This window comes from Streptomyces sp. NPDC058674 (assembly GCF_042716505.1).
GTDB lineage: Bacteria > Actinomycetota > Actinomycetes > Streptomycetales > Streptomycetaceae > Streptomyces.
In genome coordinates, this window is the sequence record NZ_JBHXSC010000059.1 from 30,859 (window position 1) to 44,923 (window position 14,065).

At 71.7% G+C, this 14,065-nt stretch carries 15 protein-coding genes and 2 pseudogenes; 10 read left to right on the top strand and 7 right to left on the bottom strand.

Going from position 1 to position 14,065, the window contains the following annotated elements; genetic code table 11:
• Positions 1-61 precede the first annotated feature (61 nt).
• Together ACFWU6_RS25750 and ACFWU6_RS25755 are read right to left on the bottom strand one after the other, a co-directional pair.
• Positions 62-1,093 carry an aminotransferase class I/II-fold pyridoxal phosphate-dependent enzyme gene (locus tag ACFWU6_RS25750; RefSeq protein WP_383983294.1) on the bottom strand — a complete coding sequence of 344 codons (1,032 nt, stop codon included), beginning with the start codon at positions 1,091-1,093 and terminating at the stop codon, positions 62-64.
• Between the two features lie 527 nt (positions 1,094-1,620).
• Positions 1,621-1,905 carry a chaplin gene (locus ACFWU6_RS25755; protein WP_383812269.1) on the bottom strand — a complete coding sequence of 95 codons (285 nt, stop codon included), beginning with the start codon at positions 1,903-1,905 and terminating at the stop codon, positions 1,621-1,623.
• A gap of 502 nt (positions 1,906-2,407) precedes the next feature.
• Here ACFWU6_RS25755 and ACFWU6_RS25760 point away from each other — a divergent pair.
• The 6 genes from ACFWU6_RS25760 (at position 2,408) to ACFWU6_RS25785 (ending at position 7,592) form a co-directional block, all read left to right on the top strand.
• Positions 2,408-3,556 (top strand): S1 family peptidase, encoded by a 1,149-nt coding sequence (locus ACFWU6_RS25760; protein ID WP_383983296.1) that lies wholly within the window; start codon positions 2,408-2,410, stop codon positions 3,554-3,556.
• 659 nt (positions 3,557-4,215) lie between these two features.
• Positions 4,216-4,500: a hypothetical protein gene (locus tag ACFWU6_RS25765; protein ID WP_383812273.1), complete on the top strand. Its 285-nt coding sequence runs from the start codon at positions 4,216-4,218 to the stop codon at positions 4,498-4,500.
• Between the two features lie 365 nt (positions 4,501-4,865).
• On the top strand, positions 4,866-5,381 hold the full coding sequence (locus tag ACFWU6_RS25770) for an STAS domain-containing protein (protein WP_383983298.1): 516 nt from the start codon (positions 4,866-4,868) through the stop codon (positions 5,379-5,381).
• A gap of 32 nt (positions 5,382-5,413) precedes the next feature.
• Positions 5,414-6,070 (top strand): response regulator, encoded by a 657-nt coding sequence (locus ACFWU6_RS25775; RefSeq protein ID WP_383812276.1) that lies wholly within the window; start codon positions 5,414-5,416, stop codon positions 6,068-6,070.
• Positions 6,067-7,185 (top strand): PAS domain S-box protein, encoded by a 1,119-nt coding sequence (locus ACFWU6_RS25780; protein WP_383983299.1) that lies wholly within the window; start codon positions 6,067-6,069, stop codon positions 7,183-7,185. The genes ACFWU6_RS25775 and ACFWU6_RS25780 overlap by 4 nt, the downstream gene beginning before the upstream one ends.
• The gene (locus ACFWU6_RS25785; RefSeq protein ID WP_383812280.1) at positions 7,182-7,592 is read left to right on the top strand and encodes a response regulator transcription factor; all 411 of its coding nucleotides are present in this window, start codon (positions 7,182-7,184) and stop codon (positions 7,590-7,592) included. The genes ACFWU6_RS25780 and ACFWU6_RS25785 overlap by 4 nt, the downstream gene beginning before the upstream one ends.
• 53 nt (positions 7,593-7,645) lie before the next feature.
• Here ACFWU6_RS25785 and ACFWU6_RS25790 read toward each other — a convergent pair whose 3' ends face one another.
• Both ACFWU6_RS25790 and ACFWU6_RS25795 read right to left on the bottom strand, forming a co-directional pair.
• Entirely contained in the window at positions 7,646-8,602 is a 957-nt protein-coding gene (locus ACFWU6_RS25790) for an anti-sigma factor RsbA family regulatory protein (protein WP_383812282.1), read from the bottom strand.
• Positions 8,599-9,450, bottom strand: a complete 852-nt coding sequence (locus tag ACFWU6_RS25795) for an MEDS domain-containing protein (RefSeq protein ID WP_383983301.1) — start codon at positions 9,448-9,450, stop codon at positions 8,599-8,601. The genes ACFWU6_RS25790 and ACFWU6_RS25795 overlap by 4 nt, the downstream gene beginning before the upstream one ends.
• A 498-nt stretch (positions 9,451-9,948) precedes the next feature.
• Here ACFWU6_RS25795 and ACFWU6_RS25800 point away from each other — a divergent pair.
• The 4 genes and pseudogenes from ACFWU6_RS25800 (at position 9,949) to ACFWU6_RS25815 (ending at position 12,633) form a co-directional block, all read left to right on the top strand.
• Positions 9,949-11,450: pseudogene (locus ACFWU6_RS25800) on the top strand (PP2C family protein-serine/threonine phosphatase).
• A complete protein-coding gene (locus ACFWU6_RS25805; protein ID WP_383812285.1) occupies positions 11,447-11,650 on the top strand; it encodes a hypothetical protein in 204 nt (67 codons plus the stop codon). Before ACFWU6_RS25800 ends, ACFWU6_RS25805 begins: the two are co-directional and overlap by 4 nt.
• Entirely contained in the window at positions 11,647-12,117 is a 471-nt protein-coding gene (locus ACFWU6_RS25810; RefSeq protein ID WP_383983303.1) for an STAS domain-containing protein, read from the top strand. Before ACFWU6_RS25805 ends, ACFWU6_RS25810 begins: the two co-directional genes overlap by 4 nt.
• 27 nt (positions 12,118-12,144) lie before the next feature.
• Entirely contained in the window at positions 12,145-12,633 is a 489-nt protein-coding gene (locus tag ACFWU6_RS25815) for a MarR family winged helix-turn-helix transcriptional regulator (protein WP_383983305.1), read from the top strand.
• A gap of 109 nt (positions 12,634-12,742) precedes the next feature.
• Here ACFWU6_RS25815 and ACFWU6_RS25820 read toward each other — a convergent pair whose 3' ends face one another.
• The 3 genes and pseudogenes from ACFWU6_RS25820 to ACFWU6_RS25830 form a co-directional block, all read right to left on the bottom strand.
• Complete coding sequence (locus ACFWU6_RS25820) at positions 12,743-13,228, bottom strand: SPW repeat protein (protein ID WP_383983307.1); 486 nt, start codon at positions 13,226-13,228, stop codon at positions 12,743-12,745.
• 100 nt (positions 13,229-13,328) lie between these two features.
• Positions 13,329-13,661 (bottom strand): hypothetical protein, encoded by a 333-nt coding sequence (locus ACFWU6_RS25825; protein ID WP_383983309.1) that lies wholly within the window; start codon positions 13,659-13,661, stop codon positions 13,329-13,331.
• A 77-nt stretch (positions 13,662-13,738) separates the two neighbouring features.
• A pseudogene (locus ACFWU6_RS25830) lies at positions 13,739-14,065 on the bottom strand (cytochrome ubiquinol oxidase subunit I); the annotation flags it as partial.

Below are 14,065 nucleotides of genomic sequence, written 5' to 3' on the forward strand. Positions count from 1 at the left end.
GAGGTCTACGAGAACGAGTTCGAAGACTTCTTTCACCGCTCGCGGAGTACGCGGATGCTCGTCACTTCCGTGTCGACCGCGTCCGGCACGACCATGCCGGACTCCACCCCGGTCCGCAGGTAACGCAGCACCTCTGCGGTGAGACGCTCGCCCGGCAGGACCGCCGGAATGCCGGGCGCATGAGGACTGAGGGGCTGGTGGTGCCGAGCAGGTCTTCCCGGCTCTTGAGGACTTCGGCTTTGACCAGGTCGCCCTGCAGGTGGAAGACGGAACTCTGCTCCAGGCCGGAGCCCATCTTGTGGACGGAGGTGACGCACACGTCGGCGCCGGCGTCCATGGCCCAGGTCGGCAGGTCGCGGTGGAACGGAAGGTGGGCACCCCACGCCTCATCGACGATCAGGGGGCGGCCGCGGCGGTGGCACACCTCTGCGATGGCGGCCAGGTCCGAGCAGGTGCCGTAGGGGGTAGGAGTGGTCACCAGCGCGCCACGGGCGTCGGGATGTTCGGCGAAGGCCGCTTCGAAGGCCGCTTCGAAGGCCTCAGCGGTCGGCGGGTGGGCGAGGTGGCGCTCTGCGTCCCACTGCGGGTCGACCCAGACGGGCTGGATGCCCGAAAGGATCAGGCCCGAGACGACCGACTTGTGCGCGTCCCGTCCCACGAGGAGCTTCTCGTGCGGACCGGCGACGGACAGCATCGCCGACTTCACCGACAGGGAGCTGCCGCATGTGGAGAAGAATGCGTGGTCCGCCCCGACGGCCTCGGCCATCAGCGCCTGCGCCTCCTCCACGATCCCGTGAGAGGACGTGCGGTCGTCCAGGCCGCTGGTGGCGAGGACGTCGGACCGGAAACGGCTTCGCCGAGCACGGCCCGGACACGGGGGTCGGCGCCCCGACCCTGTTTGTGTCCCGGGGGCGTGAAAGGGGTCTGGCCGCTTTCGTGGTAGGCGGCCAACGCATCGAGTACCGATGCCTTCGAGTGGTCCATGCCGCCCGCCTGCCCCGGGGCGTTCTGCCAAAAACAGACGCTTCAGCGGCAGCCCGTGCCCCGTCCACCCGGGCTGCGGGCGCAGCGCACCCGCCGACGAGCACAGCAAGCCCGCTAACGCACAGGACGGTGCGAACGGCCCTCGCCGGCGCCGGCCTCACGGGCGAGACCGCTCCGGACAGGGGGAACAAGTTCACAGCGGCCCTCCTGAGAAAGCACCATGACAGCGGCATCCCCTAAGAGCATCTGGCACGCCTTCTACCTGCAGCCGTGGCGGACTGAGACGTCTCGGATCTCTCCGGACCCGTTCCTGATGAATGACACCATCATGCGCGTGAGCTACAGCGACGTAGCAGACAGGGGACCTCCGGTGCCTTGCGGCCGCGCCGAGGCGGTTCAGGTGCTCCACCCGGTAGGACACCCAGGAGCGGCACAGAGGCGAGGCGAGCGGCTGGTCGGGGCGGGGCGATCGGCCCATACGCCCGCTTCAACATCGCGGGCCAGGACTCTATGGTCATGAAACTGGCCTCCCTGGAGGGCAGGGAGGCCAGTCTGTACCGGGCTGTGCTCTGCGGCTGGCACACGGGGCGGTACTGACCGGGTCGGTTTGCGCGCCCGGTCCAGAAACCGAGGGCGTCAGTGCTCGCCGTGGTGGTCGGCCTTGTGGTAACCGTCCGAGCCGCCGTTGTTGATGCAGGTGTTGCCGAAGGCGGGGTTGAGAAGGCCGACGACGTTGACGGTGTTGCCGCAGACGTTGACCGGGATGTGGATCGGCACCTGAACGACGTTGCCGGACAGGACGCCCGGGGAGCCGATGGCAGCGCCCTCGGCCGCGGCGTCGGCGGCGGCCACACCAGCCCCGCCTGCCAGGACAGCACCAGCGGCAGCGGCAATGGCTACGGCCTTGGCGAAACGCGACATCGAAATCTCCTTCAACTCACAGGTGCCGCAAGAAGTACGGCATGGACATCCCCACAACGGCCTCAGCCGCCCCACCGTCACGGGCAATGGGCCGAATCAGCGGCCTGAAAGCCACATGCAACCCCATCGGCCGATCCAGCCCGTGCACTCGGCCAGGCGCGGATCAGCTGAGCGCGGGGTCTCGAGACTGATCGAGCGGGACACCCCTTGACCTGCCGCGCCGGCAGTCATGACTGCGTGGCAGGCGTGGGCGAGCTTGGCAGAGAACGGCCCGCGGGGCCGGTAGTGGGAGACGGGCGGCTCGAGGCCCCCGGTGTCCTGGCGCTGCGGATCGCGCCGGGGGCCACGAGCGCCTGCGGGCGGGCGGAGAGGGCCACCAGCGGCGCTTCCTTGGTATGGACCTGTCAGGAATCCGGGACTACTGTGAGCCGCCAACTCACTGAGAGCGCTCTCAACGCAGTCTGCGCTCTCCACCTTCTTGTGCCCCGCCCCAGGAGGTCTCGTGAAACACACCGCTCCCGTTCGTTCCGCGGTCGCCGCGCTGACGCTGGCCCTCAGCCTCGGCTCCGCCGGCACCGCGAACGGCGCCCCCCTGACCGAGCCGCGACCGTCCTCCCCGTCCGCCTCGGACGGATTACTCGACGCCCTGCGCCGCGACCTCGGATTGACCCCCTCGCAGGCGGAGGAACGGCTGCGTGCGGAGAAGACCGCCACTGCCGTCGAGAAGCCCGCCCGGCAGGCCGCGGGCGCCGCGTACGGCGGGTCGTGGTACGAGCCGACCACGGAACGACTCGTCGTCGCCCTCACCGACCGCACTGAGGAGGCTGAGGTACGTGCGCTCGGCGCCGACACCCGGATCGTCCGGCACACCGAGGCGGCGCTGGACCGGACCAAGGCCCGGTTGGACACGCTTTCCGCACCCACCGGCGTAGCTGGCTGGCACGTCGACCCGCGCTCCAACAGCGTCGTCATCACGGTCGTGCGGGCCGAGCAGGAAGCGCCTGCCGTTCGCGCCTTCGTAGAGAAGGCACGCGGAATCGGCCCCGTCACCACGGCCGAGACCGCCGACGCGCCCCGCACATACGCCGCCGGAACCGTCGGCGGGGACCCGTATTACACCGGGAACGTCCGCTGCTCGATCGGTTTCTCCGTACACGGCGGTTTCGTGACCGCCGGTCACTGCGCACGGGCGGGCGCTGCGGTCCGAGGCTGGGACGGATCTGCCATGGGCACCTTCCAGGGCTCCTCGTTCCCCGGCGACGACTACGCGTACGTGAGCGTCCACAGCGGTTGGTGGACGGTACCGGTGGTGCTCGGCTGGGGCACGGTCCCGGACCGACTGGTACGCGGCTCCGCCGAGGCGCCCGTGGGCGCGTCGATCTGCCGCTCCGGCTCCACCACCCGGTGGCACTGCGGCGCCGTCCTGGCGAAGAACGAGACCGTCAATTACAGCCAGGGCGCCGTCCACCAGATGACGAAGACAAGTGTGTGCGCGGAGGGCGGCGACTCCGGTGGCGCGTTTATCAGCGGTGACCAGGCTCAGGGCGTGACCTCCGGCGGCTGGGGCAACTGCTCCTCCGGCGGCGAGACCTGGTTCCAGCCCGTCAACGAGATCCTCGGCCGCTACGGGCTGACCCTGCACACCGCCTGACCGTGCTGCACACCCGCTACGCCGCCCGCCTGCCCGCTTGACTGAAGCAGCTCACGGCTCCCGACCACGGCCTGGTCCCCCCTCCCGCTGTACGTCGCCTGCTCCGGGCTGCGCCTCGTGGGTGACATGCAGCTCGTGTCGTCATTGCAGGAAGCCCACAGATGACGGGTCCTGAAGCGGCTCGGACAGCACCGAATCCGAATCCACCCGGCTTGACGCACGGTCCGGATCCCGGACCTCCCGTGGCCTTACGGGTCTGGTTTGGGCGGCGGCTGCCAGGCAGCAGCCCTCGTCACCGGGATTTACGGGGTGGGGTTGGGCCATGTGCGCGTCTCGACTGGCCGGTGCGGCCGATCCCGCTGAGCCTGATTGCGGTGCCCTGCCCTGCGACCGCAGGGACGCGTGTGTCTGAAAGGACGCAAACGTCTGAACGCAACACGGTCATGCGCAGTGGCCGGAGGAACCGGTATGGCCGCCGTACGCCGTACGAGCCACCACCGCGCCACGACCGGCTGCTGCTGAGCTCACCCGCCGGGCCCGGGGAAGGCGTCGGCCTGACCCTTGGGCTGGTCACGCACCCCTGCACACCGGCTACGAGCTGACCGCGGGCCCGGGGAGGCCCCGTCCCCACCTACATCATTCACGCGAGGAGAAACACCATGGCCAGAGCCACCACGACCAAGGTGACGCAGCCCGTCACGGACGACAGCATCAAGGTCCGCCAACTCAGCCACTACCAGTTCAGCTGGGTTGCCGGCGAGCCCGCTGCAAAAGGCACCCTCACCCTGCAACTCGTACTCGACGAAGGCGCCTGGGAAGAGGTGCTGACCGTCGACATCGACGACGCCGACGTCCTCCAGGACCTCCTGCGCAACACGCCGACCGTGCACTACGACGTCAGCCGCCGCACCCTGATGTTCGGCGTAACCGCCGTCGGCACCTGAAGGTAGTGCAGCCGCACCGTCCCCGACATGCCTGCTACCCGGCGAGGCGGCACTCGGTGGGGAGGGAGGCCGCGCCCGGTCGCGCCTCGCCGCGGCCGGACGGCGCCGCCCGAGACCGTGACCGCGGCTGCCACACGGTCCGGGCACGCCCGCCCCTGCACGGGCTGGGCGGCAAACATTCGCCGCCAGGCGCGGTGGTACTGGCCGCCGCAGGACCCGCACCGCGCCGGCAACGGGCCGAACTGCGCGTCGCCGTTGGCCCGTGTTGACTTCCGCTTCTAGTGCAGATTCACTAGAGTGACACTGGTGTCCTCGCGCTATGGGGTAGTGATGCGGCAGCTGGCAACAGGGACTCTTCCGCAGGAATGCTCGTGGGACCCGCGCTGCGCCGGTGCGCGCCGCGCGGTCACGGAGAGGTGCGGGACGCTGTGACCGTTTGCCCGTTCACGTCGCACGCCGTGGTCCAGGCAGGTAGCGCGCGCGTGACCCTCGCCGGTGAACTCGACTGGGACACCGCCCCCTACGTCCGGAACGCGGTGGCGGCGTGCCTGGCGGAGCGGCCGACGAGTCTCCGCCTCGATCTGACGGACCTGTCGTTCTGCGACTGCGCCGGCCTGGGCGCCCTGCTCGAGGTACGGACGTCGGCCCTGCGGGCAGGCGTGGACCTCGTCGCGGAAGGGATCGGTACGGCGTTGGCACGGCTGCTCGATCTGACCGGGACGGGCGAGGTCCTCACCGAGGGAGGCCCGACCACCGGCACGGAGCCCTCGCCCCCGCCCTTGCCCTTGCCTTCCGGCGGGGTCCCGACCCGGCGTGACGCGGATGCGGATGCGGATGCGGCGACCGTCGCGCAGTCACCGCTCCGGGACCTTCTGGCATGATCGTGCGGTCCGCCACCTGCAAGGATGCACCGATGCCTTCACCTCCCCCGAACAGCCGACCGGTCAGAATCCTGGTGGTCGAGGACCACGACATGGTGGCCGAGGCGATATGCCTCGCCCTGGAGCGCTCGCCCGACCTGCGGATCGTGGGACGCGCCGCGTCGGTTGCGTCGGCCTTGGCCGACGCGCGCCGGTGCGAGCCGGATGTCGTACTGATGGACCGGCGCCTGCCGGACGGCGACGGGGTCGCCGCCATTGCCGACCTGCTGGCACTCGTTCCGGGCGTGCGCGTCCTGGTCCTGGCGGGCGAGGGCAGCGGGTCGGTGGCGGCGCGCGTCGCGGAGACCGGCGGAGCCGGCCTGATCTTGAAGGCCCGCGGCCTGAGCGAGCTGGAGGACGCCGTTCGCCGGGTGGCCGCGGGCGAGGTGGTGTTCAGTCAGGACCTGCTCGGCGACGTGCTGGAGCGGTTGACCGGCAGGGCGCCGGGGCTCGGCGCGAACCTGACCCCGCGGGAGCGGCAGGCTCTCGACCTGCTAAAGGAAGGGCGTACCACCGCGGAGATCAGCGATCAGCTGGGGGTCGCCCTCAACACGGGGCGCAACCACGTGCAGCGGGTGCTGGAGAAGCTGGGTGCGCGTTCGCAGTTGGAAGCCGTGGCGATCGCGCGACGTGAAGGGCTCCTGACGTGACGCGGGAGCCCGGCCAGCAGACCTGGGCGCGCAAGGAGGCGGCTCCGCTGTCGGAGGCGGCTTTCACCCTGCTCGTGCAGGGGGTGCTGGACTACGGCATCTTCATGCTCGACCCCCAGGGCTACATCATCAGTTGGAACGCCGGGGCGGAGCGGATCAAGGGGTACCGGGCCGCGGACATCCTCGGACAGCACTTCTCGGTCTTCTACCCGCCCGAGGACCAGTCGTCGGGCAAGCCGCAGTGGGAGCTGGAGACCGCCGTGGCAGACGGGAGGCTGGAGGACGAGGGCTGGCGCGTCCGGCAGGACGGCTCCCGGTTCTGGGCGAACGTCGTCATCACCCCCCTGTGGGACGAGAAGGGCGTACTCCAGGGATTCGGCAAGGTCACCCGTGACATGTCGGAGCGACGGGCAGCACAGCACGCCCTCAGCGAGCGACGGCGGCTGTTCGACCATCTGGTCCAGGCGCAGGAGACGGAGCGGCGCCGCATCGCGTGGGACGTCCACGACGACTCCATCCAGACCATGGTGGCCGCCGCGATGCGGCTGGAGTTGCTGGCCGAGCGGGTGCCGGAGCCCTACTCCGCGGAACTGCAGCGGCTCGACGCGTCGGTGCGCGAGGCGATCGGGCGCCTCCGCAGCCTGACCTTTCGGCTGCATCCGCCCGGGATCGACAGGCACGGCCTGGTCGAAGGGCTTTCCAGTCACCTGGACGACGTCCTGGGCTCTTGGGGGATGCCCTACGCCTTCGAACACCAGCTGGACCGCGAACCGACGCCCGAGACGGCCATCACCATCTTCCGCATCGTCCAGGAGGCGTTGCTGAACGTGTACAAGCACGCACGGGCGACGCGGGTCGACGTCCGCATCACGTCGGCCGACGGAGGGATCGTGACGCGGGTGGTGGACGACGGAACGGGCGCCCCGGCGGCCCGGGACGGCGCCCGCGATCACTTCGGGGTCATCGAGATGAGGGAGAGGGCCGAGACGGCGGGAGGATGGTGGTCCATGCACAGCCGGCCCGGAACGGGGACGACGGTCGAGTTCTGGGTGCCGAACCCGCTCCCCTTGCCGTCGCCGGCATCGCCATCGGCATCGACGGACGAGGCGCCATGACCGCGGCGCCACCGGACGGTTGCACCGGCTCGCCCGGCTCGCCGCTCAGCGTGATCCTGTGTGACGACAACGTGATGCTCCTGGAGTCCCTCGGCGAGGTCCTGCAGGCACAGCCCGACCTGCACGTCGTGGGCACCGCGCGCAACGGCGAGGAAGCCCGGCAGCTCGCCGGCCGCCGTCAACCGGACCTCGTCGTCCTGGACGTCCGCTTCCCCGGGGGCGGTCCGTCCGTTGCCAGGGACATCGCACGGTGTTCCCCGGCCAGCCGGATCGTGGCGTTCTCCGCGTACGACGACCGGGGCACCGTCGAGCAGATGATGAGCGCCGGGGTGTGCGCGTACGTGCTCAAGGGCGTGAGCAACCGGGAACTCCTCGCGGCCCTGCGCCGGGCGGCAGCCCCCCGCTGAAACCGGGGGTCAGCGGGGGTGGATGCGGTCCGTCGCGGGGGAGCTCCCGCGCCTCACCCGGGTCCCATGTGCAGGCGCAGGACGAGCCCCTGCACTCCCGCTCGGATCTCGACCAGGTCGCACAGCTGATGCATGATCCACACGCCTCGGCCGCCGTTCGCCCCCCGGGGGTCGGGCCGGCGGCGGCCCGTGAGGGGATCGGCCAGCATTCCCTGGTCACTGATCTCCGCGATGAACTCACCGTCGGCGCACCACAGGCGCAGGATTCCGCGGCCGCCGCCGTGCCGCACCGAGTTGCTGGTCGCCTCGGCGATGGCGAGTATCCAGTCCGTGCGGCGGGCCTGCGGCAGACCGGCGTCGGCCGCCCAGCGGTCCGCCTCGTCGCGCACGAACGCCAGCCGCCGTTCGCCGAACGGGACGACGACGGCGTCCTTCGGCTCGGGCAGCGGGATGTCGCAGTCGCGGCTGACCTCGTGGGGATCGGTGTAGTGGGAGCTGGCACGGTACGCCCCCGGATCGCCGACCACCGGGTGGGTGCGGTACGCCTGGGCCAGCACCTCCCCGGGCAGCGCCGTGTCGTAGGGGCACAGAATGGAGACCGGACGCCCGGTGAAGGCGAGGTTGATGAGCGCCTCGTGGCGCGTCGCCTCCCACGCCTCAGCCGGCGTGCGCCCGACCCAGATCGGCTCACCCACGACCGAGACCCGCGGTGCGTCCCCGGCGCGGTCGGCGAACTCCTGGAGCATCGACAGGATGCGCCCCGGGTTGCGCCCCGCCTCGTGCATGTCCACCCATGTGACGCGCTCGCGGTCGCCCTGGACGCGATCCTGCAGCAGCGGGAGGCGTGGGCCCGGCACGGCCACCAGCACGGGGTCTTCGCGGTCCAGGGCGTCCTGGACGAACGTCCCGACGCCGTCGAGGTACTCGTCCTGGGTGCCGTAGAACAGTGCCGGGTGGTAGAAGGCGTCCTGTCGGCCGGGGCCGGCCGAGGTCGGCCCGTAGGTTGTCATCGGTTCACGACCTCCACCGCGGAATCGAGCTCCGGGAACAGTTGCAGTAGGCGGCGCAGTGGCGGCGGTGCGTGCCGGACCTTCAGGGGCGTACCGCCCGGCCGCCCGGCGGCGGCGTCGGCCAGCGCGGCCAGCGAAGCCGCGTCCAGGTGGCGCAGGGCCGCGAGGTCCAGCTCCATCTGCCGGTCCGCCGCGCCTGAGACGACGGCGGCCGCGGCGGCGACCGCGGTCCGGGTGTCGTATCCGGCCGATCCGGCCATCAGCAGGCCGGGTCGGTCCGACAGCGGAGCCACCCGTAGTGCCGGTGCGGCGTACGGTTCCCCCCTGTGGGTCAGGTGGGCGCTCGCCAGCGCACTCATGCACGCCTCGGACATCAGGCGGCGGTCGTAGAAGCACCACCCCGTCAACGGCAGCCGGGCGAAGACCTCGCGGTGGATGCGCAGTTCGTACTCCAGCAGCCGGTCGGCGCCGACGATGTCCCTTTCACCCCAGGACATCTCGCCGATCGCCCGCAGCCCGCGGTACCCCGCGGCGCGGGCAGCAGCCGCCGCGTCGTGCCACCGTCCGATCGTCGCGTCCGGATCGAATCCTGAACCGGCGAGGTACGTCTGGGCGGCGACCGAAACGGACAGCTGTCCGCGCGTCACGGCCCCCGCCGCGTCGATGCCGCGATCGGTGAGCGCACGCAGGACGCGTTCGGGGGCGGTGGTGTCCGCGAAGTACTGCACCTGCTCGCCCTTTTCCAGTCCGCCGCGGACGACGGCGCTGAGGTGTTCGGCCCACTGCCGGTCGTCGGAGAAGACCACGCTGGAATGGCATCCGTCCAGCGGGCCCCGCTCAGGGGGCACCGCCCCTCCTCGCACCATCGCCACGCCGCGTGCCCCTCGTCCCGTCCGGTACGGCCTACCCGAACATGGAACCACACGAGTACGACACGCTGGGCGCCGAGGCACGGGGGCGGATTCCCGCAGCGGGACGCCCGGCCCGTCCGCGCGGTCGCCGACCCCTGGGAGGCGGTGGCAGGTCCCGCGGTCGAAGGTCGGCGACGTCCGATGAGCGGTGCGAGGCGACGCGCCGAGGGGGCGTGGTTGCGAGAGGGAGGGCGCCTGGGGGATGGTTGCCTCAGGGCAAGTATTCCTTCTTCGAGGCAATTGAGGTGAGGGGTCCGCGCAGCGGGCCCTCAACGTGTGGTGAACTCCACCCAGACCCCTTCCACTCCGGCCGCAGTGGACGTTCCGTGGGGCAGCGGCCCGTACCCCGTCCTCGTGGCCGACGCCCGGTCCCTCGTGGTGTTCGCCAACGACGCGGCCCGCCTGGTCTTCCCCCAGGTCCGTACCGGCTCGACGATGGCGGGCGCGGTGCCGCCCTGGCTGTCCTGCGCGCACGCCCGCGCCCTGTCCCCCCTTCCCGCACAGCTGCCACCCGGTACCGGTCCGGATCCCGCACAGGGCCCGGTCGGCGACCGTGCGTACGAGGCGCATCCGACGGTCCGCGGCGACGGCACGGTGGTGTGGTGGCTGGTCGACGACACCGACCACCGACTCGCCCGTGAGGCGCTGCGGATGGAGCGGGAGCGCACCGCGTTCCTGACCCACGCGTCCAACCTCCTGCTCTCCTCCCTCAATCCGGACCGCTGCATGGACGTCACGGCTCAGATGGCGGCGGAACGCCTCGCGGACGCGGCACTGGTGATCGCGCCTTCGCGCGGCCGCGAGCTCCCGGTGGTGACCTGTCTGCGCGGCGGAACACCGTCGATGTCCCGTGTGGCCGCCGCCGCGGACGAGGTGCCCGGGCTGGGGGAAGCCCTTCAGGGGTTCCCCCGGTCCCCTCCCGCTGGATCGATCCCGCCTCCGCTCCGGCCTGGCTGATCCCCGAGGGCTTCGGCGCGGTGGGGTCGATCGTCATCACCCCGCTGCCCGGACACGGAGTTCCCGCGGGGGCCCTGGTCCTCCTGCGGGCCGCGAGCAGTGCTGCGTTCACCGAGGGCGAAGAGGTCTTCGCCCGTCTGTTCGCGGCCCGCGCCGGCGCGGCGATGTCGGCCGCCCGCCTGTACGCGGAGCAGGCCTCGATCACCGAGACGCTGATGCGCGAGCTGCTGCCCCCGTCCCTGCACCAGGTGTCGGGCGTGGAGTACGCGGGCGGCTACCGGCCCTCGCAGCACCACGAGCGGATCGGCGGGGACTTCTACGACGTCCACCCCGCCGCCGTGGAGGGTGACGCGTCGCTGGTCGTGCTCGGCGACGTGTGCGGCAAGGGGCTCGAAGCCGCCGTGATGACGGGGAAGATCCGCAACACCCTGCACGCCCTGCTGCCGATGGCCGACGACCACCTGCGCATGCTCAGCCTGCTCAACACCGCGCTGCTGAACACGCACAACGCCCGGTTCGCGACCATGGTGCTGGCCTCGGCCGCCCGCGAGGGCAATACCGTACGGCTGCGGCTGACCAGCGCCGGGCATCCCGCTCCCCTGGTCCTGCGCGCCGACGGCCGCGTCGAGGAGGTGCCCACCCGCGGCACGCTGGTCGGCGCGCTGCCGGACGTCACCGCCGAGACGGTACAGGTGACGCTCGTGCCCGGCGAGATCTGCCTCCTCTACACCGACGGCATCACCGAGGCGCGCGGCGGCCCCCTGGGCGACGCGATGTTCGGCGAGGCGCGCCTGCGCCGGGTCCTGTCGGAGTGCGCCGGCATGCCCGCCGAGGCCGTGGTGGAGCGCGTGCAGATGCTCGCCGCCCAATGGGTGGGCAGCGGTCGGCACGACGACATGGCCGTCGTGGTGGTCTCCGCTCCGCACACCAATCTCCTGAGCGCGGTGAACGGCCACACGCGGGGCAGGTTCACTGCATGAGCCGCATGAGCTGCGCGAGCCGCACGAGCCCGCAGGAGATCCCGGTCACCGGCAGCACGGCGGGTGCCCCTGGCCGTCTCCTGCCCGCCCTGGAGGTCTTCGGCCGCGCGTTGAAGGACCTCCCCCGCGCCGCCGTCCTGCGATCCGGCACCGCGCGCCTGACCTGTGCCCCTCTCACCTCCGCCGGGATCTCCCAATGACGCACCTGCCCTCCAGCCCGCTCGACCTGACGCGCGTCGACACGAACGACCGTGTGCGCATCGCACTGCGCGGCGACTTCGACTACCAGTACGCGGGCGCTCTCCTCGACGCCGCCACCCGGGTGCTGGCCGAGGTCACGGGCCTGCGTGAGCTGCACCTGGACTGCGCCGGCCTTGTCGCGGTCGACTCGAGCGGACTGTCGACGCTGCTGATGGTCCGGCGGCTGACCGACGCCGCGGGCGTCCGCCTGCGCATCGACGGCCGGCCCGCACAACTGGACCGGATGCTGAAGGTCACCGGTACCCTGGACTACCTCACCGGCGCGGGCGCGGGCGGCCGGTCAGGCTCGGCGGCGGCCGCGGCGGCGGGGATACGACCCTCCGCTTCGGAGGAACCGATGTCCGTCCGGTCCAGCGGCCCGGACGCCGGCGTCCGACCGGCGCCCCCGGACGACTCGCTCGCGTGACGACTCGCTCGCGTAAGGGGAACGCAGATGCCCTCACCACCCCCCGGGCCGCACCGGGCCGATGAGGACGCGGCGCGAGCCGTCAGCGGCATCGTCGAGCTCCTCGACGTCATGTGGGAGAACGCCCGCCAGACCACCGCGGCCGCCCCCGCCTCCACGGTGCAGCTCCGCCTGATGTACGTCGTCGAGCGGCATCCGGGCATCCGCATGCGCGCCTTGGCGCACCTCCTCGACGCCGCCGCCCCCTCCATCACCCGACTGTGCGACCGCCTCGAAGCCCTCGGATTCCTCCAGCGCCATCCCTGCGCGGACAGCGGACGCGAACTCACCCTCCGGCTCACCGCGGCAGGAGAGGCGCACCTCGCGGGGATACGGGCCGGCCGGGAGGAGAGCCTGTCCCGCGCTTTCGACTCGATGTCCTCGGACAGCCGCGAGGCCCTGGCCGCCGGGCTCGCCGCCCTGCACCTCGGCATCACGGGAACGGCCGGTGTCCCCCAGCAGAAGAACCCGGCCTGATCGGCGCGGCCCCGTCGGCCCGCTCGGCCCGCTCAGCTCGATAGGGGGCCGGGAACCGGGAGCCGCCGGGAGAGGAGCTCTCCCGGCGGCTCCGCGGCGGGTCCGGCGTTCAGCGGTCGCCGGGCATGGTGCGGTGCTCTCGTGCGCCCGCCCCGGCGCCGCGCGGCCGGTCGGCGCGGTCGCGCGCCGACGATGCGGCAGCGAGGGCGAGGAGGGTGGCGATGAGGCCGGTGATCAGGTTGCTGGTGATGGAGCGGGTCTGCGCGACGTCGCCCGCCACGACCCACGGGGCGAGGCAGGTCCAGATGCCGATGGCCGCCGCGGCCCAGGCCATGGAGTGCGTGCGCTCGTAGGACGAACCGAGGCCTCCCAGGAGCAGCATGTAGGCGATGCCGGCGATGAGGTTGGTGACGGCGAGGGTGACGGAGTCGTTGAAGCCCGCTATCCACGGGGACGCCGCCAGGTAGAGGCCGGTGAGGAGAGCGAGGGCTTCGACCATCTGAGCACGGGGGGTGGCGGCGGCGCGGTCGTGTCGCTCCCGCAGCTCCATGAGGTCCGGGTGCTCTTCGATGGGTGCGCGATGAGTAGACGCCATGATGGCCTCCGAAGGTGAGGTGTGCACCCCATCGCTTACCCATAAAACCGACATAAACACAAGCAGAACGGGTCAGACTTCCCGTTTTCGCTCGAGGTGCTCATCGCATGCACAGGTACCAACCGCCGGACACCGCGCCGACGACCGCCGAGAGCGAGAGGGCCGCCAGGCGCAGGCGCAGACGGGCATAGCGCCGGCCGTACTCGCCGCGCAGTTCCCGCGCCCGGACCACTGCCTCACCGAGCATGTGGCGACGCAGCTGTACGTGCACCTGCGCGAAGTGGCGGGCCACTTCGGCCTGCTCGTCGGGGCCCAGCCAGGTGAGCCGACCGGCGAAGGCACGGCCCGCCTCGGCGCCCTCGGCCCGGGCCCGCTCGCTCCACAGGTATCCCTCGAGCCGGACCAGACCCTCGGCGGCCTCCCTGCGGGCCACCCGCCGCGGCCTCGGCGCGCCCGGGGGCCGCGGATCGGGCCGCCCCTGCCGTCCCGCCCGTCCCGCCGCGCCCACCGTCAGACGCTCCGTCCGGCGTCGGGCCCCTCATGGGTGGCCGCGCCGGGTTCGTCGAGGATGTCGCGCTTCCCGTGCTTGCCGGGGTCGTGGGCCGCGATCTCGGGGTGGTGGAGGTCGAAGGCCGGGCCCTCGGAGCGGACGCGGGGCAGGGTGACGAAGTTGTGCCGCGGCGGCGGGCAGGAGGTGGCCCATTCGAGGGAGCGGCCGTAGCCCCACGGGTCGTCGACGCTCACGCGGGGGGCGTACTTGGCGGTTTTCCACACGTTGTAGAAGAACGGCAGGGTGGACGCGCCGAGGAGGAAGGCTCCGATGGAGGAGAAGGTGTT